The organism is Brevundimonas sp. Br13, assembly GCF_055391505.1.
The window spans coordinates 3,166,756-3,192,531 of the sequence record NZ_AP044008.1 but is presented as its reverse complement, the minus strand read 5'-3'; the positions used below and the strand labels follow the sequence as shown (position 1 = coordinate 3,192,531).

The window sequence follows — 25,776 nt, the reverse complement described above, 5'->3', positions numbered from 1 at the left end:
TTCGTGTTTAGGAGCGCGCCCATGACGACCAAGATTCTTCCGGGCGCCACAGGCGTTCTCGCGCTTGCAGACGGCACGATCCTTCAGGGAATCGGAGTCGGGGCGGTCGGATCGGCCCTGGGCGAGGTGGTCTTCAACACCGCCATGACCGGCTATCAGGAAATCCTGACCGACCCGTCCTACATGAGCCAGATCCTGGCCTTCACCTTCCCGCACGTCGGCAATGTGGGGACCAATTTCGAAGACGTCGAACAGATGGGCGGCGGGTCCGACACCTCGGCGCGGGGCGCCATCTTCCGCGACGTTCCGACCGATCCGGCCAACTATCGCTCGGACGCCAGTTTCGACGCCTGGATGAAGCGTCGCGGCGTCGTAGGGCTGGCCGGGGTGGACACCCGCGCCCTGACCAAGATCATCCGCGACAAGGGCGCGCCCCACGCCGTCATCGCCCATGATCCGAACGGAAACTTCGATCTCGACGCCCTGGTCGCCCAGGCGCGCGAATGGACCGGTCTGGTGGGGCTGGATCTGGCCAAGCCCGCCTCCACCCTGCAGGCCTTCGAATGGGACGAGGGGCTGTGGGAATGGCCGGAAGGTCATCCCAAGACCCAGGGCCGCAAGGAGGTGGTGGTCATCGACTATGGGGTGAAGCGCAACATCCTGCGCGCCCTGGCCTCGACCGGCGCCAAGATCACCGTGGTCCCGGCCACGACGACGGCGGAAGAGATCCTGGCCCGCAATCCCGACGGCGTCGTCCTTTCGAACGGTCCGGGCGATCCGGCCGCGACCGGCGAATACGCGGTGCCGGAGATCCAGAAGCTGGTCGCCAGTGGAAAGCCCCTGATGGGCATCTGCCTGGGGCACCAGATGCTGGCCCTGGCCCTGGGCGCCAAGACGGTGAAGATGGAGCAGGGCCACCACGGCGCCAACCATCCGGTCAAGGATCTGACCACCGGCAAGGTCGAGATCGTCTCGATGAACCACGGCTTCACGGTCGATCGCGACAGCCTGCCCGACGCCGTCACCGAAACCCACGTCAGCCTGTTCGACGGCACCAACTGCGGCATCGCCGTCAAGGACAAGCCGATCTTCAGCGTTCAACACCACCCCGAGGCCTCGCCCGGACCCACGGACAGCCTGTATCTGTTCGACCGGTTCGCCGATCTGATGGCCGCGCGCTGAGCCGATGAACCAGGCAGCGGCCCGGTCGGACTATCTGGACTGGCTGGCGCAGGCGCTGGAGGCGGAGCGCGGGATGACCCCCTTGCCTGACGGCGATGTGGTGGTCGGCTACGCCACCGGCTATGATGCGGCCGATGTCGCGCCCTTCGTGCGGTCCTTGCGGGCGGTGTTCGACGGTCCTGTCGCCCTGGTGGTGGATACGGACGCCGAGTTGCGCGAGTTCCTGGCCCAGAATGACGTGACCGCCGTGGACGCGCCGACCTGGCGCGGCTGGGCGCCCCATCCGGTGATGCAGAGGTTCGTCGCCTTCGCCGGCCTGCTGGGCGATCGGCCGGGCGCCGCCCTGGCCTGCGACGTGCGTGACGTCGTCTTCCAGGCCCCGCCGTTCGCGCCCCATCCGCACGGGCTGGAAGTCTTCATCGAGGCTGGCGCCCCCCTGGGCGCTCATGCCTTCAACATGAAATATCTGCGCGCCCTGTTCGGCGAGGCGACCGCGACGGCCCTGGCGGATCGTTCCTGCCTGTGCGTGGGCACCCTCGTGGGGCCGCGGGTCGAGGTGTCGCGCCTGTCGCGGCTGATCCTGTCGCTGGCCGCCATTCCGCGTTCCGAGATCGGCGGGGCCTTCGGCGCGGATCAGGCGGCCTTCAACATGGCGATCCATCAGGGTCTGGCGGCGGCGACGGTCCAGCCCAACTATGGCCGTGTGGCGACCTTGGGCCTGACGCCGGGCGACCTTCTGTCGGTGCAAGGCGGCCGGGTCGTCAACCCGGACGGCACGGCCAGCGCCGTCGTGCACCAGCATGACCGCCATCCCCATCTGGACGCGGCGATGCATCAGCGGTGGGGTGGCGGTTTCGAGCACCGCAAACGCGTCCGTCCCAAGTCCGCCCGCCAAAAGCTGGACAAGCTGGCGGCCTCGCTGAGACGTCGGACGCCGGAGCTCCGCTGATCCGGCCAGGCGACCCGTCAACTGATCAGGGCAGGGGGGCGAAACTCTTGTCCTCGCGCAGGGCGCTGGCCTTTCGCACGGCCATCGGCGCGGCATGCAGCCAGTAGTCGGCGTCTTCCAGCCGATGCTCGCGGCGGCGCTCCAGGCCGCGCATCCGCCTGAGGGCGGCGTTCTCAAGAAGGCGCGCATGCAGGGCGCGGGGCGACAGTTCGACGATGGCGGGAGAGCCGGGGACGGCGACGGCGTCGGGGCCTTGGGGCTCCACCGCCGGACGGGCGATGGCGATATACATCAGGATCTCGGTTCAGAAGGACAGGCGCTTCTGCGCCGCGCTAACGGGGAATTAACCACAACGCCTGTGGATAGTTCCTGACTGCGCCCGAAAAAAGTCCGTGATTCGAATGACTTGGTGTCTCGATCCGAACAAAATGCTTACTGAAATCTTAATCTGGAGGCGGAGCGCTTTCTCAATACGCCTCGTCATGCCGCCGATGAACGGCGCCGGTGGCAGTCCCTAGGGGAATCGAACCCCTCTTTTCAGGTTGAAAACCTGACGTCCTAACCGATAGACGAAGGGACCGCGGCCGGGGCGGCGCATTTGCCCCGGATTGGTCCCTTCTGCAAGCGAAAAATCACGCCGCCTCGGCCGCTTCGGCCGGCGAGAGGGCGTCCAGCGCCGGGAACAGGTCGGCGATCAGATCCTCGACATGTTCCAGCCCGACCGACAGCCGCACCAAGCCGTCGCCGATGCCGGCGGTGGCGCGCTGTTCCGGCGTCATGGCGGCGTGGGTCATGGTGGCGGGATGGGCGATCAGGCTTTCAACCCCGCCCAGGGATTCGGCCAGGGTGAAGACGTCCAGGCTTTCGACCAGGGTCCGCACCGCCTCGGCCCCGCCCGCCAGTTCGAAGCTGAGCATGGCGCCCGGCCCCGCTTGCTGGGCCGTGACCAGGGCGTGGTTCGGGTGGGACTTCAGGCCCGGATAGTGGACGGCCTTGACCGCCGGGTGGCCGGCCAGCCTTTGGGCGATCGCGCCGGCCGTGGCCTGCTGCCGCTCGATCCGGGCGAACAGGGTGCGCACGCCGCGCAGGGTCAGATAGGCGTCGAAGGGCGAGCCGGTCACGCCGGTGCAGTTGGCCCACCAGGCCAGGGTCTGGTGATCCTCGGCGTCGGCCGACACGACCGCGCCGCCGACCACGTCGGAATGGCCGTTGATGAACTTGGTCGTGGAATGGACCACGAAGTCGGCGCCCAGCTTGATCGGGTTCTGAAGGGCCGGCGACAGGAAGGTGTTGTCGCAGACGACCTTGGCGCCCGCCGCATGGGCGCGGGTGCAGATGTCGGCGACATCGACCAGACGAAGCAGCGGGTTTGACGGGGTCTCGACCAGCACCAGCTTGGGCTTCAGCGCCAGGGCGGCTTCGAGGGCTTCCGGATCGCCCTGATCGACCAGCAGCAGCTCGAAATGGCCTTTGCGGGCGCGGGCGTTCAGCAGGCGGCAGGTGCCGCCGTAACAGTCGTGCGGGGCGATCAGCAGGTCGCCGGGCTCCAGCAGGGCCAGGGGCAGATCGACTGCGGCCATGCCGGTGGCGGTGATGACGCAGCCGGCGCCGCCCTCCAGCTCGGCCAGGGTCTCGGCCAGGACGTCGCGGGTCGGATTGCCCGATCGGCTGTAGTCGTACTTCCGCTTCTGGTCGAAGCCGGCGAAGGAATAGTTGGACGACAGATAGAGCGGCGGCATGACCGCGCCGTGGGCCGTGTCCGAATCCACGCCCGTGCGGGCGGCGATGGTGTGCGGATTGGCGATACGGGCAGTCATGCTTTGATGTCCTTGAAAGCGGCGCGGAGGACTTCGCCGACGAAGGCGTCCTCCTTCAAAAAGGCGTCGTGGCCGTAGAGGGAGGGCGCCTCGACGAAGCGCCACAGGGTCGGCAGGCGCGCGGCCAGTTCGCGCATGTCGTCGATCGGCACCAGCCGGTCGGAGGTGAAGCCGATCAGGGTGACGGGGGTGGTTATGGCCTCGGGCGTCACGCTGTGGCGATCCAGCGAATCCGACATCGACAGCCAGCGGGTCGGGGTGGTGTGGGTGCGGTAGGCCTGGCCCCGCGCCGTCAGATAGTCGCAGATGGGATAGGCGCCGCCGACGGCGGCCGGGGCGGTGGTGTCGAAGCGGTCGTTGAACTCTTCCGCCGTGCGATAGGTGGTCATGGCCAGTTCGCGGGCCAGGGCGACGCCTTCTTCCGGTCGGCCGGCGTCGACGGCGAACTGAAGAATGCGGCGCTGGATGCCGCGCCAGGCCGTGGCCTGGGGATGGGCGCGGTGGGCGGCCGAGACGACGATCAGCTGTTCGGCCCAGTCGGGATAGAGTTCGGCGAAGGCCAGGGCGACCATGCCCCCGTAGGAACAGCCGACGAAGGCGGCGACCCGTTCGATCCGCAGATGGTTCAGAACCAGGGCCAGCAGGCGGGCCTGGTCGTGGGTGGTGATGGTGACGGGCGCATCTTGGAACTCCTGGCCGGGCGCGAAGTCGACGGCCAGGACCTGAAGCCGCGACAGGTCGATGGGGCCGCGCACGGAGACGGCGCCGGACCACCAGCCCAGGCCGTTGGTCTCGGTGCGGTGGACGAACCGGCCGGCCGAAATGCCGCCGGCCACCACGACGACGGGCGCCCCGGCGCGGCCGTGCAGGCGGCCGATGACGTTGGGCTGTTTCAGTTTTTCGCCGGAAGCGAGGCGGAAGTCGGCGGGAAGGGGAACGATCACGTCGCGGGCGCCGCCGCGTTCGCGCACAGGCTTGGCCGTCGGCTGGGGCCGACAGTCGGGTTCTTCGAGCAGGGATGTTTCAGCCAGGGTCATCTATCGTCGTCCGCATCGTTCTCGCTCAGCAAGGCTCGATGCGGTGACAGATCGTGGAGCGTCGCCTCGTCGATGCTCCACTCATCTCTCGCGACCCCGAAGGACCCCGCAGGAGTTGGCACCGTTTCGGGCGGAACCCGATGGTTGCCCCGGCGTCAAAGGGCCTAATCCCTCAGCCGGTCTTGATGAGTGATCTTACGTTGATCAAACAGGCGGAGCCGGTCAAGCGAAAAATTCAACCCAAGTTGATAGTTCGCGCGGCCTTGGCTGGTCTGAAACGACCCCGAAAGTCGTCGTTGCGAAAAAATCATCCAATGCGGCTTGACAGCGAGGGTGGGGTCCGATCACCCTAGGCTCAGATTTCAACCGGATCAGACCTGTGCGCCAGCACCTGCTCATCGCCGAAGTTTCGACCGTCGCCGGCCTCGCCGCGACGGCCTTCGGCATGGCCATTGGCGGCTCGATTATTGGCGGCACCACCGGTACCACCACCACCATGCCCTCACGGGCGGGACGAGTTTAGCGCGCCGAACACCGGCAACCGCAGAACCCGAACCCCGCCCGGTCCGCCAGGCGGGGTTTTTCATTTCACCCCACCCCTTCCGAACATCGCCCGAGAAACCCAATGTCAGCCTCCCTCGCCGTCGTAGAGAAATCCGAGAACCTCGAACCGAGTAAACAGCCCGCCGCCGAGGTGGTGGTGCTGAAGTTCGGGTCGTCAATCCTGCGAACCCCGGCGGAGGCGCCGCTGGTGGCCTCGGCCGTCTACGGCCATGTGCGGGCGGGACGGAAGGTGGTGGCGGTGGTCTCGGCCTTCGGCGGGGCGACCGACCAGATGCTGGGCGAGGCGCGGGCCCTGGGCCTCGCCCATTCCAACGAACTGCTGCCCGGCTATGTGGCCCTGGGCGAGGAGAAGTCGGCGGCCCTGGTCGCCATCGCCTGCGACCGGATCGGCCTGGACGCCTGCGCCCTGTCGGTGCGAGAGCTGGGCATCGTCGCCGAGGGCGAACCGGAGCATTCGCGCCCCTGCGGCCTGCGGCCCGACCATCTGAAACAGGCGCTGGACCGGCACGAGGTGGTGGTGGTTCCCGGCTTCGGCGCGGTGCGGCCGGACGGGCGGATCGCCCTCCTGGGCCGGGGCGGGTCGGACCTGACGGCGGTCTTCCTGGCTGCCGAACTGGGCCTGAAGAGGGTGCGGCTGGTGAAGGACGTCGACGGCCTGTACGACCATGATCCGAACGACCGGACGGCCCCGGCCCTGCGCTATCGCCGGGCGTCCTGGGACGTGGCGCGCAAGCTGGGCGGCGCCCTGGTGCAGCACGACGCGATCGACCTGGGCGAGAGCCGGGGCGTGGAGATCGAGGTCGCGGCCCTGGACCGGGCCGACGGCACGGTGATCGGCAAGCGGTCGGCGCCCCCCGGACCGGCGCCGGCCCTGCCGCCGCTGAAGGTGGCGGTCGCCGGCTGCGGCGTGGTGGGCGGCGGGGTCCTGGCGCGGTTGCTGAACGATCCGCGCTATGACGTGGTGGGGGTGCTGGTGCGCAACCCGAAGAAGGTCCGCGACGTGGCCTGCCCGCAGTCCCTGTTCACCGCCGACCCGGCGGTCCTCTGGGCCAAGAAGCCGGACATCGTGCTGGAGGCCCTGTCGGAAGGCGAGGCGGGCCATGCGGTGATCCGCGCCGCCCTGGAGGCCGGCTGCGACGTGGCCAGCGCCAACAAACAGGCGGTCAGCCGCGATCCCGGCGGGCTTCAGGATCTGGCCAAGGCCAAGGGGCGACGGATCTTCTGGTCGGCCTCGGTCGGCGGGGGCTCGCCGATGATCGAGACGGTGCGGGCGGCCCGCGCCGCCGGCGAGGTGGTCGGGTTCGAGGCGGTGCTGAACGGCACGGTCAACTTCATGCTGGAGCGGCTGGGCGACGGGGCGGCCTTCGCCGAGGCCCTGGCCGACGCCCGGGCGGCGGGCTTTGCGGAAGAGGATCCGTCGGCGGACCTGGAGGGGCTGGACGCCGCCGCCAAGGTGCGGCTGCTGTGCCACGAGGCCTTCGGCCGCTCGCCCGACGGCGAGGTCCCGCGCGACTGCCTGACCGAGGCGACGTCGGCCGAGGGCGGGGTGCGCCAGATCGGCGCCGCCCATCTGAAGGACGGGGTCATCACGCCGTCGGTCAAGCTGACGGCCGGGCACGGCGACCCCTTGTTCTCCAGCCTGCGCGGCGAGGGCAACGCCCTGAAGGTTTACGGCGCCGACGGGCGGGTGTGGCGCTGCCGGGGCCGGGGCGCCGGCCGCTGGGCCACGACCGAGAGCATCATGGCCGATCTGGCCGAGATCGTGCGCGCGCGCCGCGCCGACGCGGGCCTGAACTAGGCCATGGCCGTCTTCACCCCCGTTGCGCTGGACGAGGCCAGGGCGTTCCTGGCCGGCTACGACCTGGGCGAGGTGGTCGAACTGGCCGCCATCGCCGAGGGGGTGGAGAACACCAACTACCGGCTGGAGACCCAGGACGGGGCGAGCCGCAGACGGTTCGTCCTGACCCTGTTCGAGGCGCGGACGGACGAGGCGTCTCTGCCCTTCTGCCTGGGGCTGACGGCCCATCTGGCGGGGCGGGGCTTTCCCTGCCCGACGCCGATCGAGGACCGTTCGGGCGGATGGCTGGGACGGCTGAACGGCCGGGCGGCGGCGGTGATCGAATGGAAGACCGGCGCCTGGCTGCGCCATCCGTCCGAGGCCGATCAGGCGGCGGCGGGGGCGGTGCTGGCGCGGCTGCACCAGACGGCCCAGAGCTTCGCCGGGCGGCGCGAGAATCCGGTCGGGCCGGCCATGTGGCGGCGGCTGGCGGACCGGTGCGCGGCGGGCGCCTCGGGCGAGGACCGCAGCCTGCTGGATCAGGTCGAGGCGGCGCTGGTGCGGCTGGATAATCCGTTTGCGGACGATCTGCCGACCGGGGCGATCCATGCCGACTATTTCCCCGACAACATCCTGTTCGAGAACGGGACCGTTTCGGCCGTGATCGACTTCTATTTCGGCTGCACCGGACCGCTGGTCTATGACCTGGCCATCGCCCTGTCGGCCTGGGGCTTCGACGCCGAGGGGCGGCCCATGCCGCACGCTTTGGCGGCCTTCCAGCGCGGCTATGAGGCGGTGCGGCCGCTGAACGAGGCCGAACGCGCGACCCTGCCCCGACTGGGCGAGGCGGCGGCCCTGAGGTTCACCGTCACCCGCCTACACGACCGCATCTTCCACGACCCGTCCAAACTGGTGACGCCCAAGGACCCGGCGGTCTTCCTGCGGCGGATGGATCACTGGCGGGCGGTGGAGACCGTCTGAGGGGACGATACGTCGGACAGGGAAAAACAGTGTCCGATGTGTCCGATCTGTCCGATCTGTCCGAAATCGACGGGAGCGACTTTGGCGGTTGGAGGCGTGGCGTCAGTTTTCAAAGACCGGGCAGGGAGTATGGCACGGTTTGAGGAGTGTTAGGTTGAGGGATGTTTTCGGGCGCCAGGGATTTGAAAAGGCGCGGTTTTGTTTGCGGGATTGGGATGGCGAGGGCTTTGGCGGGGCCCAAGTGCGTGCGAGGTTGTTAGCCGCCCAAAGCCTGGCAACTTGACCTTATGACGAAGCTGCTCAAGATCCTGTCGGCCATCCTGCTGCTAATCGGCGGGTGCGCCTCACCAATCGGTCCAAGCCGCGCGGATCTGGCGGGCGTGCTTGCGATTTCGTCGTCCGAGATCGACCGGCTGCGTTGCCACGACATTCCTGAGGAGCCGACCGAGTTCGGATGCCGCTATCGCCAGCGGGACGCCGCTGGTCAGTGGGTGCGGCAGGACGTCATGGTTGCAATGGATGGGGCGACCTGGGTGATCATTGATGGCCCCGGGGGCGGCTGATCGCATCCGGCCCGGTCGCACTGGACCCTAGGTCCAGAACCCCTCCGTCACGGCGCCGAAGAGGCGCCGCGCCACCTCCCCCAGAGGGGGAGGAGACATCGCCCCGAGATCAGGTCCGGCAGATGGAGACGCCGCCGTCCACCCGTGTCGCCGTGCCGGTCATGAAGCCGGCGGCGTCGGAGGCCAGGAAGGCGGCGGCCTGGGCGATTTCCTCGGGCTGGGCGATGCGTTTGAGGGCGTGCAGGCCCGAGACGAAGGCCAGGGTTTCGGGGGTGTCGGCGACGGCCCGGCCCATCGGCGTGTCCACCCCGCCGCACAGCAGGGCGTTGGCGCGGATGTTCTGGGCGCCGAACTCGGCCGCGATGACCTGGGTCAGGCCGATCAGACCCGCCTTGGCCGAGGCGTAGGCCGCCATGCCCGGAAAGCCGACGGTATGGCCGACGAAGGTGGAGGTGAAGACGATCGAGCCGCCGCCGCGCCTCTGCATGGCGGGGATCTGATGTTTGGCGCACAGGAAGGCGCCGGTCAGGTTGATGTCCAGGGTCTGTTTCCAGCCGGCGACCGACAGGTCCGGCGTCGGGGCGGTTTCGGGGATGGCGCCGGCGTTGTTGAAGGCGATGTCCAGGCCGCCGAACCGCTGCTCCGCCGCCGCCGTCAGGGCCGCGGCCGTGGCCTCGTCACAGACGTCGCCTGGGACTGCGCAGGCCTCGCCCCCTTCGGCCTGTATGGCCGCGACCAGGGCGGCGAGTTCGGCTTCTCGGCGGGCGGAAACCACCACCTTGGCGCCCAGGCGGGCGAACAGTCGGGCGGCCGCCTGGCCGATGCCGGAGCTGGCGCCGGTGACGACGGCGACCTTGTCTTTCAGAGCGTACACGAGGGCTCTCCTCTTTGCGTTTGGAGGCCGGTCGCGGGGCGACACGGCCGAACGCGGCGGGTCTAGAGGGCGCGCGCGGTTCCGGCTGGCGGGAAGCGGCTGTGGGATTGGAAAAATCCGCCGCCTGCGCCGCCTTGTCGCTGGAACTGAAGGCCGGGCTGGGGTTTTGGTGGAGATGCGGCCACGGCCGCGCTCCCCGAGGATGAGATTTCACCATGACTGACGAACGGATCGAGGGCGCCGCGTATCAGGCGACCGGCAAGACCAAGAAGGGTTTCGGCAAGCTGGTCGGCGACCAGAAGCTGCAGGTCGAAGGCGCGTTCGAGGACGCCAAGGGCCGGTCGCTGGAGACCTTCGGCAAGGCGATGGACGCGGTCGATCGGCTGGTCGAAAAGGCGCCGGCCGACTATCGCGACAAGGCCCGCACCGTCGCCGCCGAGGCGCGCAAGCGGCCGCTGGTGACCACCCTGTCGGTGGCCGGCGTCGGCCTGCTGCTGATGGGCATGCTGACGGGCGGCCGTCGCCGCTAGTTCGCATACCGACGGTTTGACAACGTCTGATTGTTGACGCAGTCTCCCCTGCAAAGGGGAGGCCGCCTATGCGTATGACCATGAGGGGCGCCGTAATCGCCGCCTGCCTTGCGGCCGGGGGCTGCACCACGCTGAAGATGAAGCCCCAGGGCGAACTGGGCGTCGGCGGTTCAGGCCATGTGCTGGGCGTGGACGTGGTGACGGCCGAGGCGAGCAAGGCCGCCGAGACTCGGATGGACGAGCAGTGGGCGAAATGGAACGCCGAGACCCGGGGCAGGCAGCTGGTCTACGCCCTGGTCGCCGAATCCGATCTGCGATGCGACCGCTATCTGACCGCCGTCTCGATCGACCGGAATGCGACCCGCAGCAGCCTGGACATCGCCGGATTGGCTCTGGCGGCCATCGGGGGCGTGGCCTCGCCCAACGCCAGCGCCAACTGGTTCTCGGCCGGATCGACCCTGGCCCAGTCGTCGCGCCGGACGCTGGAGGATACGGTCCTGGGCGGGCGCGAGTTCGGCCTGATCTACGCCGCCGTGTGGCAGGGACGCGAAGAGGCGTCCAAGGCCCTGATGAAGCGGGCCGACGACGGCGAGTTCAAGACCTGGGACTGGCGGCCGATCCTGTCGGTGGCGCGCCAATACGATGTGAAGTGCGGGCTGAACTACGGCCTGGGCCGGTTGAGCCAGGCGATTTCGTCCTCGTCCTAAGCTTTGATTTCCGCCAGGACGGCCTTCAGGTCGGCGTCCACGATCGTCATCCGTTCGGCCTGATCGCCCAGGGCGGCGATGACGGGAGCCGGTTCGGGTTCGAAGCCCAGGACGTCGGAGACGAAGGCGCCGAACTTGGACGGATGGGCGGTGGACAGGGCGACGACGGGGCCGGTCGAACGGTCGATCCGGCGGGCGGCGGCCAGGGCCACGGCGGTGTGGGGGCAGACGACGCGGCCCCAGGTCTCATGGGCGTGGGCGATCTCGGCCCGGGTCTCGGTCTCGTCGATGGAGACGGCCGAGACGGCGGCGCGCAGGGCGGTCAGCAGATCCGGATCGAAGGCGACGGCGCCGTCGCGGGCGAAGGTTTCGAACACGGCGCGGGTGCGGTCGCCGTCGCGGCCGGTCGCCTCATAGACCAGGCGTTCGAAGTTGGACGGGGCCTGGACGTCCATGGAGACGCTGCCGCTCTCGATCGCGGGACGGCGCGAATAGAGGCCGTCGTTGACGGCGCGGGCCAGGGCGTCGTTCTGGTTCACCGCCGCGACGAAGCCGTTGGACGGCAGGCCCATATGGGCGGCGGCGATGCCGGCGAAGGCGTCGCCGAAATTGCCGGTGGGAACGACGAAGGTGGCCGGGCCGCCCAGCTGGGCCACAGCCGACACATAATAGGGGATCTGGCCCGCCAGCCGGGCCCAGTTGATGGAGTTGACCGAGGACAGGCGGCCGCGTTCGCGTAAGGCGTCTTCGGCGAGCAGGCCCTTCACCAGACGCTGGCAGTCGTCGAAGTCGCCGCGCACGGCCAGGTTCAGCACATTGTCGGCCTGGACCGTGGTCATCTGTTTGCGCTGAACCGGCGAGACGCGGTCCAGCGGGTGCAGCACCACCAGATCGACGGATTGGGCGCCGGCGAAGGCGCGCACGGCGGCGGCGCCGGTGTCGCCGGAGGTGGCGGTGAGAATGGTCAGACGCTCGCCGGACGCCGCCAGGGCCTCGTCCGTCAGGGCGGCGACCAGCTGCATCGCCAGGTCCTTGAAGGCGGCGGTGGGGCCGTGGAACAGCTCCAGCACGAACAGGCCGGGCTCAAGCTCCACCAGGGGGGTGACGGCGGGATGGGCGAAGCCGGCCGTCAGCCGGTCCAGGGCGCGGTCGAGCGCGCCCGCCGGCAGGGCGTCGCCGATGAAGGGGGCGACGGCTTGCAGGGCGATGGACTTGTAGTCGGCGCTCGCGTCCCAGGCCGAGGGCGACAACCTCGGCCAGGCGGTCGGCATATAGAGGCCGCCGTCGGGGGCGATGCCGCGCAGCAGGGCGTCGGCGAAATCGGTCTGGGGGGCCTGGCCGCGGGTGGAGACGTAACGGGCGCTGGAGGTGCTCATAGTGGTCTGGTCCTAGCCAGACGGGGCGGCGGCGTCACCCGGTTTCTGGCGATGCGCGGGAGGAAATTGTCGGGCGGGCGGCGTGCGAGCTCGTTTGCGACAATTTCGTGCTGATTTTCGAGGGCCGCTCGCGCGAAACCGCAGTGGCGGACGGCCCTGCGACCATCGTCCCCGCTGGCGTCCAAGCGCCGGACGGTCCATGTGATCAGACATGAGAAGACGCGATCTCCTGATCCGGCTGGGCCTGGTCGCCGGCGGCGTGGCCGGGGCTTGGTGGCTGAGGGACCATGTGCTGTGGCGACAGCCCCAGGCGGGGTTTGGACCGGACGGGTCTTCGGGCTGGCTGGGCTATGCTCAGCCGCGCGCGGCGACGCCGACGGTGGAGGTTCTGCTGAACGGGACGCCGGTCCGGGCCCTGGTCGATTCCGGCGCCCAGTATTCGGTGATTGATCGCGCCCTGGTGGATCGGCTGGGGCTGGGCGAGGGCCTTCCCCTGCCGATGGTCGCCTATGGGGTCGGGGGCGGGGCCCAGATGGGGCGGGCCGCGACCCTGGACGTCCGGATCGGCGGCCTCAGGCTGGACGGGCTGAGAACCGCCATACTGAACCTGGGGCCGCTGGCCGGCGAACAGGGTCTGGGCGCGCCCCTGATCATCGGCCAGGACGTGCTGAGCCAGGTGGTGCTGGAGCTGGACACCGACCGCCGGCGGATGCGGTTTCTGGCCAGAGACGGCTGGACGCCGGGCCGGGATCTGGCGCCGATCGCGGTGCGGCGCGCCGGACGGGCGCTGGAGACGACCATCACGGTCGAGGGGGCGACGGTCCGGGCGGTGGTGGACACCGGCGCCTCGGCCGTGCTGGCGGTGACGCGCGAAACGGCCCAGGCGGCCGGCCTGCTGGACGGGCGACCGCGCACGGCCGGCCAGAGCATCGTCCTGGGCGGGGTGGTGGGGGCCGAGACGGTGGTCGTGCGCACCCTGACCATCGGCGACGCCCTGTATCGCCGGGCCGAGGTGGCGGTTTACGACAATGTGGCCGTGCCGGGCTTCCCCGACGCCCTGGTCGGCATGGCGGCCTTTGAGGATCGCCGGCTGGTGCTGGACCTGGGCGGGCCGGGCCTGTTCGTCTCGCGGCCGATGGAGATCACCGTCGGGCGGTGACGCCGATCAGGAGAGCGCCGCCGCCACCACCGCCTTGGCCTCGGTCTGGACCTGGGCCAGATGGTCGGGGCCGAGGAAGGATTCGGCGTAGATCTTGTAGACGTCCTCGGTGCCGGACGGACGGGCGGCGAACCAGGCGTCGGCGGTCACGACCTTCAGACCCCCGATCGGCTCGCCGTTGCCGGGGGCCTGGGTCAGGATGTCGGAGATGGGCTGACCGGCCAGGGTGGTCGCGGTCACGTCCGAGGGGCTGAGAGCTGCCAGCCGCGCCTTTTGCGCCCTGTCGGCGGGAGCGTCGATCCGGGCGTAGGCGGGGGCGCCGTAGCGGTCGGTCAGATCGGCGTAGAGGCGGTCGGCGCCGGCGCCGGTGCGCGCCTGAATCTCGGCCGCCAGCAGGCAGAGAATGAGGCCGTCCTTGTCGGTGGACCAGACCGTTCCGTCGCGGCGCAGGAAGGAGGCGCCGGCCGATTCCTCTCCGCCGAAGCCGACGGTCCCGTCCAGCAGGCCGGGCACGAAATGTTTGAAGCCGACGGGCGTTTCCAGCAGGCGGCGACCCAGGCCCGCCACGACCCGGTCGATCATGGAGGAGGAGACCAGGGTCTTGCCCACCGCCACCTGCGGACCCCAGCCGGGCCGATGGGCGAACAGATAGGCGATGGCGGCGGTCAGGAAGTGGTTGGGGTTCATCAGGCCCCCGTCGGGCGTGACGATCCCGTGCCGGTCGGCGTCGGCGTCATTGCCGAAGGCGACGTCATAGGCCGAGCCGCCCTGCATCATGCCGATCAGACCCGCCATGGCCGAGGGGGAGGAGCAGTCCATGCGAATCTTGCCGTCGGCGTCCAGCGGCATGAAGGCCCAGCGCGGATCGACGGCCGCATTGACCACGGTCAGGTCCAGGTCCCAGCGTTCGGCGATCCGGCCCCAATAGGCGACCGCCGCCCCGCCCAGGGGATCGGCGCCGATGCGCACCCCCGCATCGCGGATCGCGTCCAGATCCAGGACACTGTCGAGGTCGTCGACATAGGCGGTCATGAAGTCGAACCGGCCGGCGGCCGCCAAGGCCTGGTCGAAGGGCAGGCGTTTGACCCCGGACAGGCCGTCTTCGATCAGCTGATTGGCGCGGGCGGCGATGGCGGCGGTCGCCTCGCTCCCGGCCGGGCCGCCCGAGGGGGGATTGTACTTCAGACCGCCGTCGCGCGGCGGATTGTGCGACGGGGTGATCAGGACGCCGTCAGCCTGACGCCGCCCGGTCCGATTATGGGTCAGTATGGCGTGGGAGACGGCCGGGGTCGGGGTGAAGCCGTCGCCGGAATCGATCAGCACCTCCACCCCGTTGGCGACCAGAACCTGGATCGTGGTGCGGAAGGCGGGCTCGGACAGGGCGTGGGTGTCGCGGCCGATGAACAGGGGGCCGTCGATCCCCTGGGCGGCGCGATAGTCGGCGATCGACTGGGCGATCGCCAGGATGTGGGTCTGGTTGAAGGCGCCGTCCAGGCTGGAGCCGCGATGGCCCGAGGTGCCGAAGACCACCCTCTGGCCCGGATCGCCCATGTCGGGAACGACGCTCTCATAGGCGCCCAGCAGGGCGTCCAGGTCGATCAGGTCTTCGGCGAGAGCGGTCTGGCCGGCGCGAGGATGCATGGGAGGTCCGTACTGAAGTCTGAAGGCTGGCGGCTCAGGCGCCGCTGAAGGTGTCGCAGGCGGCGGGGTCGCCGGACTGATAGCCGCGTTGCAGCCATTCGACCCGCTGGGCCGAGGAGCCGTGGGTGAAGCTTTCGGGCGAGACGCGCCCGCCCGCCCGGCGTTGCAGCGTATCGTCGCCGATGGCCTGGGCCGTCTTCATCCCCTCTTCGATGTCGCCGGGCTCCAGCGCCACCTCGCCGTTCGACACGGCGGCGGCGTTTCGGGCCCAGACCCCGGCATAGCAATCGGCCTGAAGCTCCAGCGCCACCGAATAGCGGTTGGCCTCGGCCTCGCCCCTAGCGCGCTGCTGGGCCTGACGCACCTGGTCGGAGGTTCCGGTCAGGGTCTGGACGTGGTGGCCGAACTCATGGGCGATGACATAGGCGCGGGCGAAGTCGGCGCCCGAGGCGCCCAGCTGGGTCTCCATCTCCTGCCAGAAGCCCAGGTCCAGATAGACGGTGCGGTCGGTCGGACAATAGAAGGGGCCCATGGCCGACTGGCCGTAGCCGCAGCCGGTCGAAGTGCCCTGTTCGTAGATGACGACGCGCGGGCGTTCATACCCGTTAAGCTTCTGCGCCCAGACGTCGTTGATATTGCCTCCGACCACATCGACGAAGCGTCCGGCCTGATCTTCAGGCGTGCCGGCCTGCCCCTGTTGTTCCGCGCCGACCCCGCCGAACCGGCTGGCCAGCTGGGTCGTGGTCGAAGGATCTATGCCGAAGACCAGATAGCCGATGACGGCGAGCACGCCGACGCCGAGACCGCCCCCGGCGAGCGCGCCGCCTCCGAGGCCCCGACGGTCCTCGATCCCGCCGCCGCCCGTCCTGCCGCCCTGCCACCGCATGAGTTCCCTCCGCCCGTTCCGCCTGAAGCTAGGCCAGAACGCGAACGGAAGGGAAGGGATGCGTCAGCGCGGGCGGTCCAGCCAGGCGTCGATTTCGCTGAGGCTGCGTCGGGGTTCCGAAGCCGTGGGGGGCGGGGACGTCGATGGGGACGCCGGCGGGGCGACCGGGCGGAGATCGTGGACGGATGGGGCCGGCGCCGCCGTCGCTTGGCGCGCCGCTTCCAGCGTCAGGCGTCGCTGGGCCGCCTCGGCGTCCAGACGGCGGGCCAGGGCGGCGTTGGCCTGGGCCTGAAGACGGATCCGCTCGTTCTCATAGCGGTGCTGATCGGCGATCGCGGCGGGGGCGCCGCCCGGATAGGGGAAGCCGGGCTGAGGATAGGGATAGGGCGCGACCTGGGCCTGGACCGCGCTGGGGCCGAGGGCGGCGGCGAGCAGAAGGAGGGGCAGGGCGCGTCTCATGACCGACAGATGGGGTGTGATCGCGTCTCGCCAAGCGCGGCCGCAACCCCAGTCGACCCACGGGGTTGAACAGGGCGAACCCACCTCAAATCAGGAGTTATCCCATGGCCCAGACCCTCTCTGGCAAGACCCTCTCTGGCAAGACCGTCGCCATTCTGGCGACCGACGGCGTCGAACTGGTCGAACTGACCGAGCCGATGGAGGCGCTGAAAGAGGCCGGGGCGGCGGTCGAGATCGTGTCGCTGAAGGCCGGCGACTTCCAGGGCTTCAACCATCTGACGCCGGGCGACAAGGTGACGGCGGACAAGGCGGTGGCGGGGGTGGACGCCTCGGCCTATTCGGCCCTGATGCTGCCGGGCGGCGTGGCCAATCCCGACCAGCTGCGGGCGAATGAGGATGCGGTCAAGTTCGTCCGGGCCTTCTTCGACGCCGGAAAGCCGGTGGCGGCCATCTGCCATGCGCCCTGGCTGCTGATCGAGGCGGGGGTGGTCGAGGGGCGAACGATGACGGCCTTCGACAGCATCCGCACCGATCTGAGAAACGCCGGCGCCCATGTGGTGGACGAGCCGGTGGTGGTGGATCAGGGTCTGGTGACCAGCCGCAATCCCGACGACATCCCCGCCTTCAACGCCAAGATGATCGAGGAATTCGCCGAGGGCCGGCATCGCGAACAGGCCGAGAAGATCCAAGGGGTTCAGCCGGTCGCCCACTGACCGGATCGGCGGGAGCGGCGATCGCTCCCGCCGCCCTTCAGGGCAGGGCCCAGACCGCGGCGCGCTTGATCTCCTGATCCTCCAGCTCGCGGGTCGTGGGCACGCGGTATTCGGCCAGGAAGTCCAGGCCCGAACGCGGAAAATAGGTCCGGCCCGGATCGCCGATCAGAACCCGCGTCCCCGCCGCCCGCGCCTGACCCAGCCAGGCCAGGACGGCCTCGGTCATCGGCTTTTCATAGCAGATGTCGCCCGCGCAGATGACGTCGACGGGCGGCGGCGGGGTGTTCAAGAGGTCGTGGCCGACGAAGTCCAGGGCCACGCCGTTCGCCTGGGCGTTGGCGGCGACCGCCGCTTCGCAGAAGGGGTCGATGTCGGCGCAGAGGGCGCAGGCGGCGCCTGCCCGCATGGCGGCAACACCGACCAGACCCGAACCGGCGGCGAAGTCCAGCACCTGCTTGCCGGCCACCTCCTGCGGGTGATCCAGCAGATAGCGGGCCAGCGCCTGACCGCCCGCCCAGGCGAAGGCCCAGAAGGGCGGGGGCAGGCCCAGTTCGCCCAGCTCTTCCTCCGTCAGCCTCCAGATGGGGGTGACTTCGTCCGCCAGCCACAGGGTGATCTCGGGCGCATGGGGGACGGGCTGCAGCCGGGTGTTGGTCCGGATGAAGGCGGCGGGATCGGCGATGACGGTCACGGGCGGCGGGTCGCCGTCTTCAGAACCTCGACATAGCCCGGCGCCACCTCCATGCCCGCCGCCTGGGGCCGGGCGCGAACGGCCCGGTGAAGCGCCGGCAGCTTCCAGCAGGGGACGTGCATGAACAGATGATGCTCCGCGTGGAAGTTGACCCAATAGGGGGCGATGAAGGCGCGCTCCCACCAGGCGGCGCGAGTGGTGCGGGCCGCGCGGAAGGGGTCGGCGTCGGATCCTTCGACGCAGGCGTGTTCGGCGATGTTCCGGAGCCGCGTCACCAGCGGAAACCAGGTCGCCATCGGCAGCAGCCACAGGGCGAAGAAGGCCCACCAGACGCCTGCGGCGATGAAGCCGGCCAGCAGGATCGTATTGAAGACCAGGAAGGGCAGGACCGATCGGCCGGTCACCACCGCGTCATACTCATGCGCGGGATCGGCGGCCGCTTCGCCCTTTGCGCTCTTTGATCGGGCCGCCAGGGCGAGGGGCAGGACGATCCTCTGTTTGAAGAAGGTCTGTCCGGTCAGGTCGCGGATCATCTTGCGGCGGAGCGAGGCGGGGGAGACGGGAAAGGGCGCCGACAGCATCAGGTCGGGGTCTTCCGGCTGCTGGGCGAAGCGGTGGTGGTTCAGATGATAGGGGCGATAGGCGCCAAGGTCCGCCCCGATCGGGACGGCGCACAGCCATTGGCCCAGAAGGTCGTTCAGACGCAGATCCTTGGACAGGCCGCCGTGGGCCGCCTCATGCATCAATATGGCCAGGCCCAGCTGGCGCGTGCCGATGATCATGACGCAGATCGGGATCAGCCAGGGGATCAGGACCCCCGCCCCGACCGCCAGGGCGATGACCCCCCAGCAATGGGCGACCAGCAGCGGCCCGACCCAGGCCGACCGGGTCTGGAACGGCCGCCAGTCGTCAGGGGCGAACAGGGCCGAGGGGGCGATGCGCGGGGCGGCGGGCATGGGCCGATCCTAGCGCAACTGCGGGGCTTTCGAAACCGGACGGGGCATGTAAGGCGATAATGACAAAAAGTCAGGTTGACATTACATGGAGGCGATGTCAGGTTCGCCTTACAAGAGGAGAGCGGGATATGATGAGTTTCGGAAAATCGACCACCCCGGCGCATAGGCGCTACGTCATTCGCATCATGGCCTTCACCATCCCCTATGTGGCGATCTGCGTATCCATGATGACGACCGACGCCTTTGACGAGGTGATGGGCAAGCCGGCGGCCTGGGCCTTGGCGGCGGTCGTGTCGGCGCCGGTGATCGGCCAGATCTGGGCCGTCCTGTCCCTGATGCGCGAAAGCGACGAGTTCGTGCGGGGGGTGACGGCCAAACAGTTCATCGTCTCCTCGGGGCTGGCCATGGCGGTCGCCACCTTCTGGGGCTTCGGCGAGAGCTTCGCCGGGGCGCCCCATATGCAGACCTGGCTGATCGTGCCGCTGTTCTGGGGCATGTACGGCCTTACCGCCCCCTTCATCCGGACCAGCCGATGAAGAACCGGCTGAAGCTGCTGCGCGTCGAGCGCGGCTGGACCCAGGAACAGTTGGGCCAGGCCCTGGGCGTATCGCGACAGGCGGTGATCGCGCTGGAGACCGAACGGCACGATCCGTCGCTGGACCTGGCCTATCGCATCGCCGCCACCTTCGGCCGTCCGGTCGAAGACATCTTCGAGAACCCGCACGCCTGAGGCGGCGGACCCGACTTCAAAACCTCAAGACAGGAGACATCCGATGTACAACGCCTTCTTCAAGGCGCGCCCGCGCCTGCGCGCCGCCCTGTTCGGACTGGCCGTCTGCACGCCCTCGCTGATGATCGGCGTGACCGCCGCCTTGGCCGAGACGCCGGGGGCCGTCGCTCCCGCCTTCGCTTCGGACCGGCTGTCGGTCGAGGTGGTCGGACGCGGACCCGACGTGATCCTGATCCCCGGCTATGGTTGTTCGCGAGAGGTGTGGCGGGCCACGGCCGATCGGCTGAAGGCGACCCACCGGGTCCATCTGGTCCAGCTGGCGGGCTTCGCCGGTCAGCCCTGGACCCACGGCGACGGGCCGCTGCTGGAGCCGGCGGTCGAGGCCCTGGCGGCCTATGTCCAGACCGCCGGTCTGCAAAAGCCGGCGGTCATCGGCCATTCGATGGGCGGACTGTCGGCCCTGATGCTGGCCCAGCGTCATCCCGAGGCCGTGGGGCGGGTGATGGCGGTGGACAATCTGCCCTTCTTTTCGGCCCTGTTCGGCCCGCAGGTGACGCCCGAGACGGCCCGGCCCTTCGCCGACCAGGCGGCCCAGGCCATGCTGAGCCAGGACGAGGCGGCGATGCGGGCGGCCCAAGAACAGGGGGCTATCGGCCTGGCGCGCGATCCGGCGACGCGGACGGCCATGGTCGACTGGACCCTGGCCTCGGACCGCCGCGCCCTGGCCACGGCCATTCATGAGGTGATGACGACCGACGTCCGCCCCGGACTGGCGGCCATGACGACGCCGGTCACGGTGCTCTACGCCGCCGACGCGAACGGCGGGGCGCCTGCGGCCATGGCCGACGCCCTGTGGGGCCGGGAATATGCGACCCTGCCCGGCGTCAAACTGATCCGGGTGGACGACAGCCGCCACTTCATCATGGCCGATCAGCCGCAGAGGTTCGCCCAACGGGTCGATCAGTTCCTGGCGGACTGATCCCGCCGAGCGAGGGGATCAGCCCGCCTTGGGCGTGACGTCTCCGGCCTTGACCGGCGCGCCGGCGAATTCGTCGGCATAGGCCGGGTTGAGCAGGGACCGGAAGACCGACTGGGGCACGGCGATCCGATAGGGACCGTCCGAATAGGGGCCGATCTGATAGGCGCCGATCAGGAAGACGACGCCGCCCGCCTTGCCCGGAGTGGTGCTGGGCGCCAGGACGAAGGGGGTGGAGACGGCCTTGGGGCAGGTCCACATCTTACCGTCCGGGGTGGCGGTCTCCGATCCCGGCGAACGAGCCTGTTTGGCGGCGTTGGCGGCGTCGCACAGGGCCTTGTTCAGGCCCGACAGGTCAGCGCCGGGTCGGAACAGGTCTGCGAAGCCCAACCGCTTCTTCATCGCCTTGTCCCACAGGACGGCCGAGAAGCTGGTGTTGGGATGGGCGCCGCCGGTGTACTCGAAATCGGTGCGGACCAGGCTGAACAGCTTGCCGGTCTCGGCGCCGGGGTCGAAGGCGATGGTCTTTTCATAGGGGTTCGGTCCGCCGCCCGCCTCGGACAGGTCGGCCTGGGCGCCTTCGGAGAACTGGCGCAGGTCCCGCACCGCGGCGGCGTAGAGGGGAGCGTGCAGGTCGGGCTTGGACTTGAGCGCGTCCGGCAGGGTCAGTTTGACCGTGGCGTACTGGGTCTTGGAGTCGAAGCTCATCGGCGCCCCGGCGGCGGCCGGATCGACCGGGGCGGCGGTGATCGGGGCGGGCGGGGGCGTCTCGGCCTTGTCTTCGCGCCTCTGGCAGGCGGCGACGGTTGCGGCGACGGCGGCGGACAGCAGCAGCAGACGAACGGTGGAGGTCATGGGGGGCTCCTTCACAGGCCGATCAGGTTTTGGCCGAGAGATCCGAGGGCGAGGGCGGCCAGCAGGATGAAGCCCGCCTCGCGGTTGGACTTGAACAGTGTCAGCGCCAGGGCGCCGTCGGTGCGGTCCAGCCGGACCACTTGGCGGGCCAGATGGGCGGCGTAGAGGGCCAGGCCCAGCCAGAACAGAGGGCCGAGACCGGCGGAAAGACCGGCCAGGGCGGCCAGAACCAGGCTGATCCCGTAGAAGACGGCGACGCCGGGGCGCACCGCCGAGGCCAGCCGGCGGGCCGAGGATTTGACCCCGACCATGGCGTCGTCCTCGATGTCCTGAAGGGCGTAGACGGTGTCGTAGCCCAGGGTCCAGAAGACGCCGCCGAGGTAGAGGAGGACGGCGGGGACATAGGCCTGCCAGACCAGGGCGACGGCGTGGCCGCTGTCGCTGGGCGGCGACCAGAAGAAGGGGCGGAACTCGCCGGCGATGTCGGCCGGCAGCAGAAGGGCGGCCGCCGCCAGGGGCAGGGCGGAGGCGAACCCCATCAAGGCGCCCCAGTTGAAGGTCAGGCCCAGCCAGGCCTGGGGCCACCAGGTGATCCGCTTCATGAAGGGATAGGCGGCGACCAGGGCGCACGAGCCGACGCCCAGCAGGATGGAGACCTTGGGCAGGGTCAGCAGGATCATGAGGCTGATCAGGCTGCACCCTACCACGAAGGCCCAGGCCTGTTTGACACTGATCAGGCCGGCGGGGATGGGGCGAAGGGCGGTGCGGGCGACCCGGGCGTCGAAGTCGAGGTCGACGATGTCGTTGAAGGCGCAGCCGGCGGCGCGCATCAAGCAGGCGCCGATCCCGAAGCCGACGAACAGCCACAGGTCATAGAGGCCGGGCGTCTGGCGATACTGGGCCAGGGCCAGGGCGATCCCCTGCCAGCCGGGCAGGAGCAGCAGCCATATGCCGATGGGCCGGTCGAACCGGCCCAGCTTCAGCCAGGGCTTCAGCCGCTCCGGCGCATGGCGATCCACCCAGTTGGCGCCGGCGTCGGGAAGAGGGGCGGAGGTCATGACCGAGGCTTAACCGGAATGAAGGGCAGGGTGAAGGCGGAATGGCCCCCTGATGCCGGCCTGTCGGCGACAAGACCTTCCCCCGCTTGCGGGGGAAGCAGCAGCGCGTCGAGCGAAGTGAGACGGCTGACGATGGGGGAAGTCTTCTTCCTGGGCGACCCTTCCCCCTCCGAGCCTGGTCCGCTGCGCGGACGCCGGCTCACCTCCCCCGCAAGCGGGGGAGGGTCTTTTTCGTCGTCAGTCCTGATACACGTCGCCGGAGCCCGAGAGTTCGGTGGTCAGCTTGGCGGGGCGGGCCGCCAGGGTGACGTCGCCGGAGCCGTCGATCCGCACCTGGACGTCGCCGGTCGGGGCGACATTGGCGTCGCCGGAGCCGGAGATGTCCACCGTGGCGTCGCGCGCCGCCAAGGCCCTCAGATCCGCGTCGCCGGACCCGTCGATCTCCAGCCGGAGGGCGTCGGTGCGGCCTTCGGCGGTCACATCGGCGGAGCCGGAGACGTCCAGGGCCAGGGTGGGCTGGTCATAGGCCTTGATGTCCAGATCGCCGGACGCATTGGAGACGAAGCGGACGACGTTGGGCGCGGTCACGACGACCCGCAGTTCGTCACGCTCCGACCGGGCCGAGAAGTTTCCGCTGCTCCAGCCGAAGACGATCCGCTCGTCGCCGTCGCCCAGGGACAGCCGACCGCCGTCCAGCCGGACCCGGTCCGCCAGGGCCTTGGGTCCGGTGACGACCACGGTGTTTTCAGGACCCTGGCGGTATTCGACGTCGATGCTGGAATCGACGGTCAGGGTGTCGCCGCCGGTCCAGGCCAGGGTGCGGGTGGTGAAGGGGCCGAGGTCTTCGACCTCTCCGCTTTTGACCCGTTCGAAACGGATGGTTTCTCCGTCGCGGTCCTTGATCGTCCAGGCCCAACCGTGGCGTTGCAGATCATGACCGCCCAGGGCGATGGCGCCCCCCACGGTGACGATGCACAGCACCAGGGCGGCGCCGGCGATGATGAACAGGGTGCGGATCATTGCGCGGCTCCTGCGTTGGCGGTTTCGGACTGGGGTTCAAGCGCCGGCTTCAGCAGCCGGTAGTGGAGGCGGGCGAACCAGACGAGGCCGTTGACCAGCCAGACGGTGACGATGGTCAGAAGGGCGCCGATGAAGACGGCCCCGGCCATCAGGCCCAGACCCATCAGGATCGCGGCGAAGGGGCCGCCGGGGAAGCCGGCGAAGGGTCCGGCCACCATGATCGCGCCGCCGGAGAAGAACAGGGCGATGGCGGCGATGAAGAAGCCGAAGATGGTCCCGACCACCCCCATCAGAATGGGCAGCAGGATCAGGATGTCGACGGCGCCCAGGCCCAGGACCGCGAAGACGGCGGCGGCGGCGGCTGAGGGATTCTTCTCCTGGCGCCAGCGCTGGATCCCGGCCTCTGCCTTGAGTTCGCGGGCCAGACGGCCCGGATCGCCCAGGGCGGCGGCCACCTCGGCCTCGGTGCGGCCGGCGGCCAGGCCGTCGGCGAAATGAGTCTCATAGTCGGCGACGATGTCGTTCGCCGTGGCGGTCGGCAGGCCGACCAGGCCGTTTCTGAGACGGACGATGAATTCCGATCTCGTCATTGTTCCGTTCCTTCCGGTTGAGCCGTCGGCTCTTGAATATGGGGCGCGTCGCTGGCCAGGACGGCTTCGACGGCCGTGGTGAAGGCCGACCATTCGGCGGTCTGGGCGGCGAGGGCCGCGCGACCGGCGTCGGTCAGACGATAGTATTTGCGCGACGGGCCGGACGAGGATTCGACCAGATAGGTCTCGACCTGGCCGTCCGACTGCATGCGCCGCATCAGGGGGTAGATGGTGCCTTCCCCCATATCGATCGCGTCCGACAGGCGGCTGGCGATCTCATAGGCGTAGCTGTCCGCCCGGTTCAGGAGCGCCAGGACGCAAAGCCCCAGAACCCCCTTCTTCAGCTGTATCTCGATGGTTTCTGTCACCTCGACGTCTCCTTTGATGGAGATTGATTACGACAAGGTACCTTGTGAAGCAAGGTACCTGTTTAAACATGACGAAGGTTTAATCCGCAGCCCGCCGCCGCCAATCGCGGCGGGTTTGCGGCGAAGGCGCGCGCGGATCGCTTGGCAAGCGAGGGGCGATCCGATAGGGACTCAACCAAGTGTCGGGCGGACCAACATGCCCGCGCGAAGATTTGCGAGCCATTCGCAAGTCTCTGCTGCGAAACGATATTATGGGGACTTCGTATGGGAATGGGGACGCGAGCCCTGAGATGGACCAGAGCGGCGACCGCCTCTGCGACCGCGGCTGTCGGACTGGCGCTGGTCTCTGCGGCGCCGGTGTGGGCGCAGGACCTGATGGGTCAGCCGACGCCGGGCGGGATCGACCTTCAGCCGGCCGCCGCGCCGCTGAAGCACGACGCCATCTGGTTCCACAACATCGTGCTGATGCCCGTGATCACCGGCATCACCCTGTTGGTTCTGGCTCTGCTGGCCTGGATCGTCTTCCGCTACAATAAGCGCGCCAACGCCACGCCCGCGCGCTGGAGCCACAACACCACGGTCGAGATCATCTGGACGGTGCTGCCGGTGGTGATCCTGGTCTTCATCTCCCTGTTCTCGTTCAGGCTGCTGTTCGCCTATCACGACATGCCCGAGCCCGATCTGACGGTGAAGGTGACGGGCAACCAGTGGAACTGGGCCTATGAATATCCCGACCAGGGCGTTTCCGAATATATCTCCAACATGGTGCCCGAGGGCGAGTTGGCCGAGCGCGGCCTGTCGCACAGCGTCTATCGCCTGGCGGCGGACGAGCCGATGGTGGTGCCGGTCGGCAAGACGGTGCGTCTTCTGATCACCGCCTCGGACGTGATTCATTCCGTGGCCCTGCCGGCCTTCGGCCTGAAGACCGACGCCGTGCCGGGCCGGGTCAATGAGACCTGGTTCAAGGCCGAGCGCACCGGCGTCTTCTACGGCCAGTGTTCGGAACTGTGCGGCGTCGATCACGCCTTCATGCCTATTCAGATCAATGTCGTGACCCAGGCCGAGTTCGCGCGCTGGGTCGCCTCCAAGGGCGGGTCGATGACGCCGAAGACGCCTGAGGCCGCCCCCGGCGGCACGGCGGCCCAGGCCGAGGCGGGAACCACGGGCGCGCCCGTGGTCGGCACGGCGACCACCGGTCCCCAGGCCGGCGCCCAGACCGACATCCCGACCGCCCAGACGGCGACGACGCCGACCGCTCAATCCGCTCCCGCCGCGGCTCCCGCCGCGCCGGCCGCCCAGTAAGAGGCGAGCAGTTCC

29 protein-coding genes, 1 tRNA gene and 1 riboswitch are annotated in these 25,776 nt (G+C 69.2%); of the genes, 14 read left to right on the top strand and 16 right to left on the bottom strand.

From position 1 onward, the window contains the following. Positions 1-21 precede the first annotated feature (21 nt). Both carA and ACZ5M6_RS15920 read left to right on the top strand, forming a co-directional pair. The gene (gene carA / locus ACZ5M6_RS15925; RefSeq protein ID WP_464159105.1) at positions 22-1,182 is read left to right on the top strand and encodes a glutamine-hydrolyzing carbamoyl-phosphate synthase small subunit; all 1,161 of its coding nucleotides are present in this window, start codon (positions 22-24) and stop codon (positions 1,180-1,182) included. 4 nt (positions 1,183-1,186) lie between these two features. After that, positions 1,187-2,131, top strand: coding sequence for a hypothetical protein (locus tag ACZ5M6_RS15920; RefSeq protein ID WP_464159104.1), 945 nt, complete (start codon positions 1,187-1,189; stop codon positions 2,129-2,131). A gap of 25 nt (positions 2,132-2,156) precedes the next feature. Here ACZ5M6_RS15920 and ACZ5M6_RS15915 read toward each other — a convergent pair whose 3' ends face one another. The 4 genes from ACZ5M6_RS15915 to metX all read right to left on the bottom strand — a co-directional run bounded on the left by ACZ5M6_RS15915 (position 2,157) and on the right by metX (position 4,985). Further along, the gene (locus tag ACZ5M6_RS15915; RefSeq protein ID WP_152950948.1) at positions 2,157-2,423 is read right to left on the bottom strand and encodes a hypothetical protein; all 267 of its coding nucleotides are present in this window, start codon (positions 2,421-2,423) and stop codon (positions 2,157-2,159) included. 213 nt (positions 2,424-2,636) lie between these two features. Continuing rightward, positions 2,637-2,711: transfer RNA gene (locus ACZ5M6_RS15910), tRNA-Glu, on the bottom strand. 52 nt (positions 2,712-2,763) lie between these two features. Beyond that, on the bottom strand, positions 2,764-3,948 hold the full coding sequence (gene metB, locus ACZ5M6_RS15905; protein ID WP_464159103.1) for a cystathionine gamma-synthase: 1,185 nt from the start codon (positions 3,946-3,948) through the stop codon (positions 2,764-2,766). Next, the gene (gene metX / locus ACZ5M6_RS15900; protein WP_464159102.1) at positions 3,945-4,985 is read right to left on the bottom strand and encodes a homoserine O-succinyltransferase MetX; all 1,041 of its coding nucleotides are present in this window, start codon (positions 4,983-4,985) and stop codon (positions 3,945-3,947) included. Before metX ends, metB begins: the two co-directional genes overlap by 4 nt. Positions 4,986-5,063: 78 nt before the next feature. Then, a riboswitch (SAM riboswitch) is annotated at positions 5,064-5,177 on the bottom strand. A 187-nt stretch (positions 5,178-5,364) separates the two neighbouring features. On the opposite strand from metX, the gene ACZ5M6_RS15895 reads away from it, so the two are divergent. The 4 genes from ACZ5M6_RS15895 (at position 5,365) to ACZ5M6_RS15880 (ending at position 8,870) form a co-directional block, all read left to right on the top strand. Continuing rightward, the gene (locus ACZ5M6_RS15895; RefSeq protein ID WP_194166980.1) at positions 5,365-5,508 is read left to right on the top strand and encodes a hypothetical protein; all 144 of its coding nucleotides are present in this window, start codon (positions 5,365-5,367) and stop codon (positions 5,506-5,508) included. A 102-nt stretch (positions 5,509-5,610) separates the two neighbouring features. Continuing rightward, complete coding sequence (locus ACZ5M6_RS15890) at positions 5,611-7,347, top strand: amino acid kinase family protein (RefSeq protein ID WP_183215078.1); 1,737 nt, start codon at positions 5,611-5,613, stop codon at positions 7,345-7,347. Positions 7,348-7,350: 3 nt separating this feature from the next. Beyond that, the gene (gene thrB, locus ACZ5M6_RS15885; RefSeq protein ID WP_464159101.1) at positions 7,351-8,307 is read left to right on the top strand and encodes a homoserine kinase; all 957 of its coding nucleotides are present in this window, start codon (positions 7,351-7,353) and stop codon (positions 8,305-8,307) included. 287 nt (positions 8,308-8,594) lie between these two features. Further along, a complete protein-coding gene (locus ACZ5M6_RS15880) occupies positions 8,595-8,870 on the top strand; it encodes a hypothetical protein (RefSeq protein WP_054766622.1) in 276 nt (91 codons plus the stop codon). Positions 8,871-8,979: 109 nt separating this feature from the next. Here the strand turns inward: ACZ5M6_RS15880 and ACZ5M6_RS15875 are convergent, their stop codons facing one another. Then, positions 8,980-9,744 (bottom strand): SDR family oxidoreductase, encoded by a 765-nt coding sequence (locus ACZ5M6_RS15875; protein WP_464159100.1) that lies wholly within the window; start codon positions 9,742-9,744, stop codon positions 8,980-8,982. A 215-nt stretch (positions 9,745-9,959) separates the two neighbouring features. Here ACZ5M6_RS15875 and ACZ5M6_RS15870 point away from each other — a divergent pair, with 215 nt between their 5' ends. Both ACZ5M6_RS15870 and ACZ5M6_RS15865 read left to right on the top strand, forming a co-directional pair. Further along, the gene (locus ACZ5M6_RS15870) at positions 9,960-10,274 is read left to right on the top strand and encodes a CsbD family protein (RefSeq protein WP_054766619.1); all 315 of its coding nucleotides are present in this window, start codon (positions 9,960-9,962) and stop codon (positions 10,272-10,274) included. Positions 10,275-10,342: 68 nt separating this feature from the next. Then, entirely contained in the window at positions 10,343-10,981 is a 639-nt protein-coding gene (locus ACZ5M6_RS15865) for a hypothetical protein (RefSeq protein WP_464159099.1), read from the top strand. Here ACZ5M6_RS15865 and thrC read toward each other — a convergent pair. Then, a complete protein-coding gene (gene thrC, locus ACZ5M6_RS15860; protein WP_464159098.1) occupies positions 10,978-12,357 on the bottom strand; it encodes a threonine synthase in 1,380 nt (459 codons plus the stop codon). The genes ACZ5M6_RS15865 and thrC overlap by 4 nt on opposite strands. Before the next feature lie 211 nt (positions 12,358-12,568). Between thrC and ACZ5M6_RS15855 the strand changes: the two genes are divergently transcribed. Continuing rightward, a complete protein-coding gene (locus ACZ5M6_RS15855; RefSeq protein WP_464159097.1) occupies positions 12,569-13,516 on the top strand; it encodes an aspartyl protease family protein in 948 nt (315 codons plus the stop codon). Positions 13,517-13,522: 6 nt separating this feature from the next. On the opposite strand, the gene pgm is transcribed toward ACZ5M6_RS15855, so the two are convergent. The 3 genes from pgm to ACZ5M6_RS15840 form a co-directional block, all read right to left on the bottom strand. Further along, a complete protein-coding gene (pgm, locus tag ACZ5M6_RS15850) occupies positions 13,523-15,157 on the bottom strand; it encodes a phosphoglucomutase (alpha-D-glucose-1,6-bisphosphate-dependent) (RefSeq protein WP_464159096.1) in 1,635 nt (544 codons plus the stop codon). Between the two features lie 34 nt (positions 15,158-15,191). Beyond that, a complete protein-coding gene (gene ypfJ, locus ACZ5M6_RS15845; protein ID WP_054766614.1) occupies positions 15,192-16,043 on the bottom strand; it encodes a KPN_02809 family neutral zinc metallopeptidase in 852 nt (283 codons plus the stop codon). Positions 16,044-16,106: 63 nt separating this feature from the next. Then, on the bottom strand, positions 16,107-16,502 hold the full coding sequence (locus ACZ5M6_RS15840) for a hypothetical protein (protein ID WP_054766613.1): 396 nt from the start codon (positions 16,500-16,502) through the stop codon (positions 16,107-16,109). A 104-nt stretch (positions 16,503-16,606) separates the two neighbouring features. Here ACZ5M6_RS15840 and ACZ5M6_RS15835 point away from each other — a divergent pair, with 104 nt between their 5' ends. After that, positions 16,607-17,215, top strand: a complete 609-nt coding sequence (locus tag ACZ5M6_RS15835) for a type 1 glutamine amidotransferase domain-containing protein (protein WP_464159095.1) — start codon at positions 16,607-16,609, stop codon at positions 17,213-17,215. 37 nt (positions 17,216-17,252) lie between these two features. On the opposite strand, the gene ACZ5M6_RS15830 is transcribed toward ACZ5M6_RS15835, so the two are convergent. Together ACZ5M6_RS15830 and ACZ5M6_RS15825 are read right to left on the bottom strand one after the other, a co-directional pair. After that, complete coding sequence (locus ACZ5M6_RS15830) at positions 17,253-17,906, bottom strand: class I SAM-dependent methyltransferase (RefSeq protein ID WP_287398030.1); 654 nt, start codon at positions 17,904-17,906, stop codon at positions 17,253-17,255. Then, complete coding sequence (locus tag ACZ5M6_RS15825) at positions 17,903-18,862, bottom strand: fatty acid desaturase family protein (protein ID WP_152950937.1); 960 nt, start codon at positions 18,860-18,862, stop codon at positions 17,903-17,905. The genes ACZ5M6_RS15830 and ACZ5M6_RS15825 overlap by 4 nt, the downstream gene beginning before the upstream one ends. A 128-nt stretch (positions 18,863-18,990) precedes the next feature. Here ACZ5M6_RS15825 and ACZ5M6_RS15820 point away from each other — a divergent pair, with 128 nt between their 5' ends. Genes ACZ5M6_RS15820 through ACZ5M6_RS15810 form a run of 3 tightly spaced genes read left to right on the top strand, consistent with a single transcriptional unit; the run spans position 18,991 to position 20,571 of the window. Then, complete coding sequence (locus ACZ5M6_RS15820; RefSeq protein ID WP_183215064.1) at positions 18,991-19,398, top strand: hypothetical protein; 408 nt, start codon at positions 18,991-18,993, stop codon at positions 19,396-19,398. Then, on the top strand, positions 19,395-19,592 hold the full coding sequence (locus ACZ5M6_RS15815; RefSeq protein ID WP_054766608.1) for a helix-turn-helix transcriptional regulator: 198 nt from the start codon (positions 19,395-19,397) through the stop codon (positions 19,590-19,592). The genes ACZ5M6_RS15820 and ACZ5M6_RS15815 overlap by 4 nt, the downstream gene beginning before the upstream one ends. 43 nt (positions 19,593-19,635) lie before the next feature. Further along, positions 19,636-20,571, top strand: coding sequence for an alpha/beta fold hydrolase (locus tag ACZ5M6_RS15810; protein ID WP_191558696.1), 936 nt, complete (start codon positions 19,636-19,638; stop codon positions 20,569-20,571). 18 nt (positions 20,572-20,589) lie between these two features. On the opposite strand, the gene ACZ5M6_RS15805 is transcribed toward ACZ5M6_RS15810, so the two are convergent. The 5 genes from ACZ5M6_RS15805 to ACZ5M6_RS15785 form a co-directional block, all read right to left on the bottom strand. Further along, positions 20,590-21,423 (bottom strand): DUF3298 and DUF4163 domain-containing protein, encoded by an 834-nt coding sequence (locus tag ACZ5M6_RS15805; RefSeq protein ID WP_464159094.1) that lies wholly within the window; start codon positions 21,421-21,423, stop codon positions 20,590-20,592. A gap of 11 nt (positions 21,424-21,434) precedes the next feature. After that, complete coding sequence (locus ACZ5M6_RS15800; RefSeq protein ID WP_464159093.1) at positions 21,435-22,481, bottom strand: UbiA family prenyltransferase; 1,047 nt, start codon at positions 22,479-22,481, stop codon at positions 21,435-21,437. Between the two features lie 237 nt (positions 22,482-22,718). Next, the gene (locus tag ACZ5M6_RS15795; RefSeq protein WP_054766604.1) at positions 22,719-23,501 is read right to left on the bottom strand and encodes a GIN domain-containing protein; all 783 of its coding nucleotides are present in this window, start codon (positions 23,499-23,501) and stop codon (positions 22,719-22,721) included. Beyond that, the gene (locus ACZ5M6_RS15790) at positions 23,498-24,091 is read right to left on the bottom strand and encodes a DUF1700 domain-containing protein (RefSeq protein WP_054766603.1); all 594 of its coding nucleotides are present in this window, start codon (positions 24,089-24,091) and stop codon (positions 23,498-23,500) included. The genes ACZ5M6_RS15795 and ACZ5M6_RS15790 overlap by 4 nt, the downstream gene beginning before the upstream one ends. Then, positions 24,088-24,459 (bottom strand): PadR family transcriptional regulator, encoded by a 372-nt coding sequence (locus ACZ5M6_RS15785; RefSeq protein WP_464159092.1) that lies wholly within the window; start codon positions 24,457-24,459, stop codon positions 24,088-24,090. Before ACZ5M6_RS15785 ends, ACZ5M6_RS15790 begins: the two co-directional genes overlap by 4 nt. Before the next feature lie 270 nt (positions 24,460-24,729). Between ACZ5M6_RS15785 and coxB the strand changes: the two genes are divergently transcribed. Continuing rightward, positions 24,730-25,761 carry a cytochrome c oxidase subunit II gene (coxB, locus tag ACZ5M6_RS15780; protein WP_464159091.1) on the top strand — a complete coding sequence of 344 codons (1,032 nt, stop codon included), beginning with the start codon at positions 24,730-24,732 and terminating at the stop codon, positions 25,759-25,761. Positions 25,762-25,776: the final 15 nt, after the last annotated feature.

Excerpts from the sequence above, each read along its gene's own strand:
- carA (WP_464159105.1), top strand. The coding sequence starts at position 22 with ATGACGACCAAGATTCTTCCGGGCGCCACAGGCGTTCTCGCGCTTGCA.
- ACZ5M6_RS15920 (WP_464159104.1), top strand. The coding sequence starts at position 1,187 with ATGAACCAGGCAGCGGCCCGGTCGGACTATCTGGACTGGCTGGCGCAG.
- ACZ5M6_RS15915 (WP_152950948.1), bottom strand. The coding sequence starts at position 2,423 with ATGTATATCGCCATCGCCCGTCCGGCGGTGGAGCCCCAAGGCCCCGAC.
- metB (WP_464159103.1), bottom strand. The coding sequence starts at position 3,948 with ATGACTGCCCGTATCGCCAATCCGCACACCATCGCCGCCCGCACGGGC.
- metX (WP_464159102.1), bottom strand. The coding sequence starts at position 4,985 with ATGACCCTGGCTGAAACATCCCTGCTCGAAGAACCCGACTGTCGGCCC.
- ACZ5M6_RS15890 (WP_183215078.1), top strand. The coding sequence starts at position 5,611 with ATGTCAGCCTCCCTCGCCGTCGTAGAGAAATCCGAGAACCTCGAACCG.
- thrB (WP_464159101.1), top strand. The coding sequence starts at position 7,351 with ATGGCCGTCTTCACCCCCGTTGCGCTGGACGAGGCCAGGGCGTTCCTG.
- ACZ5M6_RS15880 (WP_054766622.1), top strand. The coding sequence starts at position 8,595 with ATGACGAAGCTGCTCAAGATCCTGTCGGCCATCCTGCTGCTAATCGGC.
- ACZ5M6_RS15870 (WP_054766619.1), top strand. The coding sequence starts at position 9,960 with ATGACTGACGAACGGATCGAGGGCGCCGCGTATCAGGCGACCGGCAAG.
- ACZ5M6_RS15865 (WP_464159099.1), top strand. The coding sequence starts at position 10,343 with ATGCGTATGACCATGAGGGGCGCCGTAATCGCCGCCTGCCTTGCGGCC.
- thrC (WP_464159098.1), bottom strand. The coding sequence starts at position 12,357 with ATGAGCACCTCCAGCGCCCGTTACGTCTCCACCCGCGGCCAGGCCCCC.
- ACZ5M6_RS15855 (WP_464159097.1), top strand. The coding sequence starts at position 12,569 with ATGAGAAGACGCGATCTCCTGATCCGGCTGGGCCTGGTCGCCGGCGGC.
- pgm (WP_464159096.1), bottom strand. The coding sequence starts at position 15,157 with ATGCATCCTCGCGCCGGCCAGACCGCTCTCGCCGAAGACCTGATCGAC.
- ypfJ (WP_054766614.1), bottom strand. The coding sequence starts at position 16,043 with ATGCGGTGGCAGGGCGGCAGGACGGGCGGCGGCGGGATCGAGGACCGT.
- ACZ5M6_RS15840 (WP_054766613.1), bottom strand. The coding sequence starts at position 16,502 with ATGAGACGCGCCCTGCCCCTCCTTCTGCTCGCCGCCGCCCTCGGCCCC.
- ACZ5M6_RS15835 (WP_464159095.1), top strand. The coding sequence starts at position 16,607 with ATGGCCCAGACCCTCTCTGGCAAGACCCTCTCTGGCAAGACCGTCGCC.
- ACZ5M6_RS15825 (WP_152950937.1), bottom strand. The coding sequence starts at position 18,862 with ATGCCCGCCGCCCCGCGCATCGCCCCCTCGGCCCTGTTCGCCCCTGAC.
- ACZ5M6_RS15820 (WP_183215064.1), top strand. The coding sequence starts at position 18,991 with ATGATGAGTTTCGGAAAATCGACCACCCCGGCGCATAGGCGCTACGTC.
- ACZ5M6_RS15815 (WP_054766608.1), top strand. The coding sequence starts at position 19,395 with ATGAAGAACCGGCTGAAGCTGCTGCGCGTCGAGCGCGGCTGGACCCAG.
- ACZ5M6_RS15810 (WP_191558696.1), top strand. The coding sequence starts at position 19,636 with ATGTACAACGCCTTCTTCAAGGCGCGCCCGCGCCTGCGCGCCGCCCTG.
- ACZ5M6_RS15805 (WP_464159094.1), bottom strand. The coding sequence starts at position 21,423 with ATGACCTCCACCGTTCGTCTGCTGCTGCTGTCCGCCGCCGTCGCCGCA.
- ACZ5M6_RS15800 (WP_464159093.1), bottom strand. The coding sequence starts at position 22,481 with ATGACCTCCGCCCCTCTTCCCGACGCCGGCGCCAACTGGGTGGATCGC.
- ACZ5M6_RS15795 (WP_054766604.1), bottom strand. The coding sequence starts at position 23,501 with ATGATCCGCACCCTGTTCATCATCGCCGGCGCCGCCCTGGTGCTGTGC.
- ACZ5M6_RS15790 (WP_054766603.1), bottom strand. The coding sequence starts at position 24,091 with ATGACGAGATCGGAATTCATCGTCCGTCTCAGAAACGGCCTGGTCGGC.
- coxB (WP_464159091.1), top strand. The coding sequence starts at position 24,730 with ATGGGGACGCGAGCCCTGAGATGGACCAGAGCGGCGACCGCCTCTGCG.